This window comes from Metabacillus bambusae, assembly GCF_017497975.1.
GTDB lineage: Bacteria > Bacillota > Bacilli > Bacillales > Bacillaceae > Metabacillus > Metabacillus bambusae.
This window is the reverse complement of record NZ_JAGDEL010000003.1, coordinates 405,030-412,490: the sequence shown is the minus strand read 5'-3', so window position 1 is coordinate 412,490 and position 7,461 is coordinate 405,030. Positions and strand designations below refer to the sequence as shown.

The 7,461-nt window shown below is 31.0% G+C and carries 8 protein-coding genes and 3 pseudogenes; 7 read left to right on the top strand and 4 right to left on the bottom strand.

Annotated features, from left to right (window positions below; genetic code table 11):
• Positions 1 to 350: IS3 family transposase (locus I7822_RS06820; RefSeq protein WP_207976290.1), on the top strand; the 350-nt coding region annotated here is incomplete at its 5' end.
• A 58-nt stretch (positions 351 to 408) separates the two neighbouring features.
• On the opposite strand, the gene I7822_RS06815 is transcribed toward I7822_RS06820, so the two are convergent.
• A complete protein-coding gene (locus I7822_RS06815; protein WP_207976288.1) occupies positions 409 to 648 on the bottom strand; it encodes a DUF6429 family protein in 240 nt (79 codons plus the stop codon).
• Positions 649 to 858: 210 nt separating this feature from the next.
• Here I7822_RS06815 and I7822_RS06810 point away from each other — a divergent pair, with 210 nt between their 5' ends.
• The gene (locus I7822_RS06810) at positions 859 to 1,353 is read left to right on the top strand and encodes a hypothetical protein (RefSeq protein ID WP_207976286.1); all 495 of its coding nucleotides are present in this window, start codon (positions 859 to 861) and stop codon (positions 1,351 to 1,353) included.
• A gap of 401 nt (positions 1,354 to 1,754) precedes the next feature.
• Here the strand turns inward: I7822_RS06810 and I7822_RS29830 are convergent.
• Positions 1,755 to 1,871, bottom strand: a pseudogene (locus tag I7822_RS29830) (DUF6198 family protein); the annotation flags it as partial.
• Between the two features lie 115 nt (positions 1,872 to 1,986).
• On the opposite strand from I7822_RS29830, the pseudogene I7822_RS06805 reads away from it, so the two are divergent.
• From I7822_RS06805 to I7822_RS06795, 3 genes and pseudogenes are all read left to right on the top strand, one after another.
• Positions 1,987 to 2,439 (top strand): annotated as a pseudogene (locus I7822_RS06805) (MarR family winged helix-turn-helix transcriptional regulator).
• 25 nt (positions 2,440 to 2,464) lie between these two features.
• Positions 2,465 to 2,977, top strand: coding sequence for a spermidine/spermine N(1)-acetyltransferase (gene paiA / locus I7822_RS06800; RefSeq protein WP_207976284.1), 513 nt, complete (start codon positions 2,465 to 2,467; stop codon positions 2,975 to 2,977).
• Positions 2,978 to 3,000: 23 nt separating this feature from the next.
• Positions 3,001 to 3,618 carry an FMN-binding negative transcriptional regulator gene (locus tag I7822_RS06795; RefSeq protein ID WP_207976282.1) on the top strand — a complete coding sequence of 206 codons (618 nt, stop codon included), beginning with the start codon at positions 3,001 to 3,003 and terminating at the stop codon, positions 3,616 to 3,618.
• Positions 3,619 to 3,629: 11 nt separating this feature from the next.
• On the opposite strand, the pseudogene I7822_RS06790 reads toward I7822_RS06795, so the two are convergent.
• A pseudogene (locus I7822_RS06790) lies at positions 3,630 to 3,785 on the bottom strand (LysE family translocator); the annotation flags it as partial.
• Between the two features lie 77 nt (positions 3,786 to 3,862).
• Positions 3,863 to 4,495, bottom strand: a complete 633-nt coding sequence (locus tag I7822_RS06785; protein WP_207976280.1) for a LysE family translocator — start codon at positions 4,493 to 4,495, stop codon at positions 3,863 to 3,865.
• A 564-nt stretch (positions 4,496 to 5,059) separates the two neighbouring features.
• Between I7822_RS06785 and I7822_RS06780 the strand changes: the two genes are divergently transcribed.
• Together I7822_RS06780 and I7822_RS06775 are read left to right on the top strand one after the other, a co-directional pair.
• The gene (locus I7822_RS06780; RefSeq protein WP_207976278.1) at positions 5,060 to 6,001 is read left to right on the top strand and encodes an SMI1/KNR4 family protein; all 942 of its coding nucleotides are present in this window, start codon (positions 5,060 to 5,062) and stop codon (positions 5,999 to 6,001) included.
• A 245-nt stretch (positions 6,002 to 6,246) separates the two neighbouring features.
• On the top strand, positions 6,247 to 7,446 hold the full coding sequence (locus I7822_RS06775) for a hypothetical protein (protein WP_207976276.1): 1,200 nt from the start codon (positions 6,247 to 6,249) through the stop codon (positions 7,444 to 7,446).
• Positions 7,447 to 7,461: the final 15 nt, after the last annotated feature.

Genomic DNA, 7,461 nt, shown 5'->3' with positions numbered 1-7,461 from the left:
TTAAACTAGTAGCTGATACAGTAAAAGAAGCCATAAAAAAAAGAGATGTGAAAGGACTCCTATTACATAGCGATCAAGGATTCCAGTACACCTCAAAAAGATATAACAAACTATTAAATAGATACAACATTAAGCAAAGTATGTCTAGGAAAGGAAATTGTTTAGATAACGCATGTATGGAGAGTTTTTTTAGCCACTTTAAAGCTGAATGTTTTTACCGATACCAATTTGAGAGTTCAAATGAGGTTAAGGAAGCAGTAAAAAATTATATTAAGTTTTATAACAATAAACGTTTTCAAAAAAAATTAAATAACCTTAGCCCTACTGAATATAGAGCTAAGGCTGCCTAATAAGTGAACCTTTTATTAATTGTCTACTTGACGGGGATAAGACCATTTGAGAGATCCCTTATTGTTCTTCTATATTATATTTCTTCATCAGTTTCTTGGCTTGTTCGATTCCTTTTTCTGTTAGATACACTGATTTTGATTGCTTGCTGCCACGAATGTAATCATTCTGTGTTAATTCATTTAGTGACTCAAAAGGATAACCTTTCCAACTTCTTTGAGCACTACCTAATCTATAATCTTCTGTAAAAGATGTTAAATGCAATAATAATAGCGTTAATTCATCAATCTGATCTTTCATTCTATGCATTCCTTTACTTTTTACCCACATTATAACTAAAACAATGTTTTATTTTCAAAGGTAGAAAATAAGGCGTATAACAAAGGATATTATTTAGTTAGCATAAAGTTTGGTTTATCTTGTTCAATTAATGGGACAAGTCAGTGTAAGAAAAGATATAATTAGCATAGCTGTAATAATAAACAATTGAATAAGGAGAAATTTCATCGTATGTTTGGTTTCTTAAATAGAGCAAAATTAAAAAAAGATGATTTAAATGGCATTGCAAAATTAATGTATCAGGATGTATCAGATGATTCCTGGGATAAAGAGAACCTTACTAAAAGAAATTTAGATTTCACTATTGAAAGCGTTCGTTATATTGATATATATACAAAAAGATTAATGAATACGGAATTTGGTATTGAACTGTTGAATAAGCATTTTGATAATTTTGTGGTTCGTATAGGTGCTTATATTGGAGAGGTTATCAAAAGTAATATTAAGCATGACTTTTACTGGTATGAGTCTGATTCTGTACACAATTATTCTCCCAATCTTGATGATCGAGTGTATAGTAATACCAAAACACAGAGTGTTCTCTATTCTAAAAAGTGGGATATAGTGATATTACCTTTGGATGTGGTATCGCAGTTCTTGAAAGGAAACTCCCCATACAGTAATTTTCTCATTTACGTAGAAGAAACGATTAGGCAAAATTCTTAAATAAAAGTTGTATCGCCATATTTTTCTTTGCAAGAGTGTTAAAATGTTATTCAACTTATGGTTATGGAAAGTTCTACAAATTTGAAATGTACTCCTCGTTATGGCATATAAATAAAGCTTTAATTATATGGGCAAAAGAAAATATAAAAAACTAGCTCGTCACAAGAAAAAGGCAGAACATTTCTTGGTTAGAATTGTGAAACAGAATCCCAAACTCTTTAAACTCTGGGATATAGGTATTAAGACTTCGGCTGAATAATGGGATCCGGATAAGCAGAGAGGATCACGTCTGGTTCTGATAGAGACTACTGGGGAGGTTCCAGTGGTCTACTTGCCTTGTTTATTGTTTTCAACATAAAAGTGAAGCTCAGCAATTCTTCCATTCATTAAAGTCGAGATTAAAGGGACAGTCCTACCAAAAGTGCATCAATAGGTGAAGTTCCAAGGTTTGATTGTATAGTGAAATAAATACCAAGGGTTAATATTTAAATTCCAAATACATAAAAAAGATATTTCACTTTACTAGACCTTTTTATCATTATTTTTTGTTGCAAATGCAACAAAGCTAGGTTAAATTTAATATATGCCATTTTTGTTGCATTTACAATAAAAAAATGTTCTAAGGAGTTAATTATGAAGGAAATTCTTCGTGAAATTGGAATGATAGCAAGGGCATTAGATTCTATAAGTAATATAGAATTTAAAGAATATGACCTTACAAAAGGGCAGTATTTGTACCTGGTGCGAATATGTGAAAACCCAGGAATCATACAAGAAAAGTTAGCTGAGATGATAAAAGTAGATCGAACAACAGCAGCTCGTGCTATAAAAAAACTTTAAATTAATGGCTTTATTGAAAAGAAAGAAGATAAATATAACAAAAAAATTAAAAAACTCTTTCCAACAGAGCAAGGGAAAAATGTTTATCCTTTTATAAAAAGAGAAAATGATTATTCCAATATCGTTGCATTAGAGGGATTTTCCGAAAGAGAAGTAGAAGCCATTTTCAATCTTCTTCAAAGAGTAAGAAAAAATATAGAAAAAGACTGGGAATTTGTAAAAAAGGGAAACAAGAGAAATTATTGATTATATAAAGGAGCGACATATTTATATGACTATAAATATAAAAAAGTGTACCCTTGAAGATTCACGCAAACTTCAAGAAATTAGTTATGAAACATTTAATGAAACATTTAAGCAGCAGAATTCTCCCGAAAATATGAATGCCTATTTGGAAAGGGCATTTAACTTAAAACAATTAGAAAAAGAATTATCCAATATTTTTTCGCAATTCTTTTTTGTTTATTTTAATAATGAAGTCGCTGGATATTTAAAGGTCAATACCAATGATGTTCAGTCTGAAGAAATGGAATCACTTGAAATTGAGAGGATTTATATAAAGAACAAATATCAAAAACATGGGCTTGGTAAATATCTGCTAAATAAAGCTATGGAAATTGCGATGGAACGTAATAAAAAGAAAATCTGGCTAGGCGTATGGGAAAATAATGAAAATGCTATTGCTTTTTATAAGAAAATGGGGTTTGTTCAAACTGGAGCCCACTCTTTTTATATGGGTGATGAAGAACAAATGGACTTTATAATGACCAAAACACTCATATAACTTTTTTTGAAAGGTGGATTATTATGTATATACCTAAACATTTTAAAATTGATGATGAAGTAGTAATTTATGATTTTATCGAAAAATATGGCTTTGCAACCTTATTTTCTCAGCATAAAGGAGAACCCTACGCTACTCATCTTCCACTGATGTTAAATAAATCTGATAATGCTTTATATGGTCATTTTGCACGTCCGAACGAACAATGGAAGGATGCTGAAAACCAACAAGTCCTTGCGGTTTTTCAAGGTCCCCACTGCTATATTTCACCTACTTGGTACGAAACAACTAAAGCAGTACCTACTTGGAATTATGTTTCTATCCATTTATATGGAAAGATGGAGATTGTCGAAGATAGAAAAGTAATATTCGATTCTTTAAATGACTCGGTAAATAAATATGAAAGTCCTGATAGTCCATACAATTTAAATGATGTTGAACCTAGTTTTATCGAAGGAATGAGTAAAGGAATTGTAGCGTTCAGAATAAAAATCACAAAAATTGAAGCAAAAGCTAAATTAAGTCAAAATCATCCTGTGGAACGACAAGAATTAATTATTAAGCATCTAGAAAACACTTCTCAACAAGATAATATACAAGTAGCTTCTCTTATGAAGAAAAATCTACAAAAATGCAAATAAAAGTCATTAGTAAACCACAAAGCTGTCAAAACCGTAAATGTGAGTCCGAACAAAAGGAATTGGAAGAAATGACTTTGATCGCTCACAATAAATTGAGGTAGAAAACTAAGGGAAAATACAGTTGTTTTTGTATTTAAGATAGCAGTGATAAATCCTTGTCTAAAACTTTAATCGTTCCAGTACCCTTAATTCCGGCAAAAATTAAGACCCTTCGATTTAGGGAAATCAGGGGTCTAAAAATAATCTAATTATGAGTCTTCTCAAGAGCTAGTTTGATACCAAAACCTATCAGTATTGTACCAGTGATTCCTTCAATAATATTTTGTGTTTTAGGTTTTTTCATAAAAGCACTAATCTGATTAATTAAATAAACATAAAGTAAAAACCACACGGCAGTCAGTACAGTATAAGTGATACCCATTATAAGAAACGGTAAAAAGGTATTGATTCCAGAGTCCACGAATTGAGGCAAAAAGGTTAAGAAAAAGACAGCAACTTTGGGATTTAGGATATTTGTAAGAAACCCTTGCTTAAAACAAGATGTGTTTACAAACTGGCTTTTTGTCATCACCTTAACGCTTGCTGCTTCTTCCTTTTTCTTCAAAGACCATAATGTCTTAACACCCAGATAAATTAAGTAAACAGCACCTACGTATTTGAAGACAGAAAATAATAACGCTGATTTCACAATGATGGCTGAAAGTCCTAATACAGCAGCAGAAGTATGGATAAGAAGGGCACAACAAGTACCTAAAGCTGTTTTAAGCCCCCCGATTTTCCCAACGGTGACAGTATTTTTTGTAGTAATTGCAGTATCGGGACCGGGTAAAATAATTAGAAAAATGCACATAAGAACAAACAAATAAAAGTTTTCCATTTTATTATCACCTTTCTGATTATGATAAGTTCTGAACATGTTATTCTTACATTGTATTATATATAAATCATGTTATTAATTGAACATAAACCTTATTTGTTTGATGTCATTGTTCAACTAACGGATGCTTTAGTTTAAAAAGGATTGCTTAGTGCAATCCTTTTTTCTTCTTCAATTAAAGTATCAGAATTGTTTAATAAAGGATTTCCAAAAAGGGATTGGTTTTCAAAAAAAGAAATCAATACAATCCGTTTATTAGCCAGTGATAATGCAAAAAAAATATACAAATCAATAGGATTTAAAGAAACAGACCAGATTATTTTACATAGATAGATTGGTTTTGTTGTTCCACTAACGGGTGCAAGAGGTTAATATGAGGGTTGCCGCGGTAACCTCTTTTTTATTGAGCTAACGGCAGTTTAGTTGAAGAAGAGATGACATTTATTTTATTGAATAAATAAAGGGTTTTTATTAATAAATATCGAAAATACTCATAGTTAATTTGCAATTAAGTATTTGCAATTAAGTATGTCATAATAATCCGAAAGTATCATGGAGGAAGAAATGAAGAAAGTAATAAACATGATTAATTCGAGTTCGAAAGTGGCTGGTGTGTCGTTACTCGATTTAAAAAAAACAGAAAAAGCACTTGGTGCTATTTTTCCAGATGAATACAAGGAACTTTTTTTAGAAACGAATGGAGCAAAATTTGGTGATTGGATTTTGTTCCCTATTCTAACTAATAAACAATCAACTTTAACAATTGATATTATAAAACAAAATCGAGATAACAGACCGAAAGACGTACCAAATGAAATGATTTGTATAGGTGAAAACATCAATGGTGATAAACTTTGCTACCGCATTAGAAAAAGATTTATGCAGGAACTAATCTTTCTTTGGAATGAAAAAACGGGGATAAGTGATTGTAAAGCATCAACATTAAGCCAATTTATTGATTGGTATGTGCCGAAAGTGAATACTAATAAGCCCAAAACAGTTGGTACTTTCACAGTTGAAAGTGGAAAGGTAATCGTTACTGATCCATGTTATCAGGTGGATGAAGAAGAAGACCTGCAAATTATACTTTCAAATGTGAAAAATGGAAATTGGACGGCATCTATCACTTACTCTGATGAAGAAGTGGTGGAAAGTTTACTTGTATTTTACGGAGAAAAGAAACCAAGTGGAAAATGGCATGTTTGCGATAAACCGATTGCCGTTGACTCTGCACAAGCTGGAATCTTTGATCTTGCAGGATTCGGTAGAGATGAAGTCATCCAATATGAAGTGAAAAATGTTTATGACATAGAGATTGAAGAAGTTGGATTAAAATATTATGTTGCATGTTGTGATATGGTTGCTTCAGATGCACAAGGGGGAGTTGTTCCAGGTGGTGCGATTTCAATGTCTGGTTATGGCGACGGAATGTATGAGGTGAAAGTAAAATATAACATTTCTAAAGAGGTTGTTGGTGTGATGATTGACTTTGGAGATAAGGACTAATACTTTTCACAAACGGATAATGTAATCCATTTGTTCTTATTCGACTACCGGGAACTTTAGCTTAACAATGGGGGTAGCTGCTGCACCTCCTTTTCTTATTGAACAAACTGGGCAGTTTAGTTGTAGAAGGAATAGCTGAATTTGATATTGAATTTATCAAAGTGGAATAATTCATGATTTACTTTGTTTAGAAGGATTATTGAAAAAATAACTATAAGAGGTAATTTATTACAAGGGAGTTACTTATGCGATTTTTGATTGAATATAAAGATTTTAGTACCAAGGAAGAGATAAATAAATCATTAAGTATACTGGATACATTTCTAAATGAACATTTAATTGGAGATTTTCATGGACAAACATTTGAAAGCATATTAATTCGTTTTATAAACAATGCACCACCAAAGAAGAAGTTTAAATTAAAATCACTTTATAAAATCATTGCAGAAGTTGAAATTAAGGGGAATTTTACTAACAATATGAAGTTAAACATTACCGATTTTCAACATGGATTATTGAAAGTTATAGATGTTATAAACATGGTTTCACAAATAGAGGTTAAAGAAGAAATGGATTTTAATAAAGATAAATTATTGAATAGCATTAATACTATTATTAGTAAGGCTCCACAAACTAATGAAGAGTTAAAAAGTTATGCGAAAAAAGAAAACAAGATTAAATATGTGAATACTGTCAAGCGTGTTGATAGCTTGATATATTTTTCCAAGATAAACCGAAGACCACTGTTGAAACGAATAATTGGTGTTAGATTATATGACCATTTTGAAAAGAATACATTAGCACCTTACGATTATATATACTCTCAACTTTTTAGTAATTTATTAAGAAGAGCCGAAGTAAAATCCCCTGACTACGAAGAGATTTATTTCAGTATTGGTGAAACAATGGAACAAGCAAAACAATCAATAGCAATTGATGAATTTTTTAAATACACATACTCTACGTTGAATTTATCTGAGTATAATCAAGCAGATGACAAAGGTAAAGCTAATATGGTGTTTCATTCAATGTGTGAAGGACTAAGAATGATTGCTGATTTTGACCATTTAGAATTAGAAAAAATTGAGAGTGTAATAGAGTATATAGATAAAAATGGTATTGATATAGAACTAATTTATTCAACTGCCCAAAACAATAATTATCTTGCCGAAGTCATGTACAAGGTACCGCAAAGTTATCTTACTAAAGCTGAATTTAAACTAAGACTAACAGATTTTAAAACAAATTCAACTGGAATTAGGACTATAGATAAGTTGGACATTTATTATGCACCTTATAGTATCGGTAAAATACAATTAAAGAAAAATGAAATTGTTATAAAGGGTAGAAATAGTCTAAGGGCAGAGGTTTCCCGTGAAATAGATAAATTACCATCAGAATATCGTTTTAATATAAATGAAATTTTATACGGTCATGATACTTAATGAACGCTAACGGGT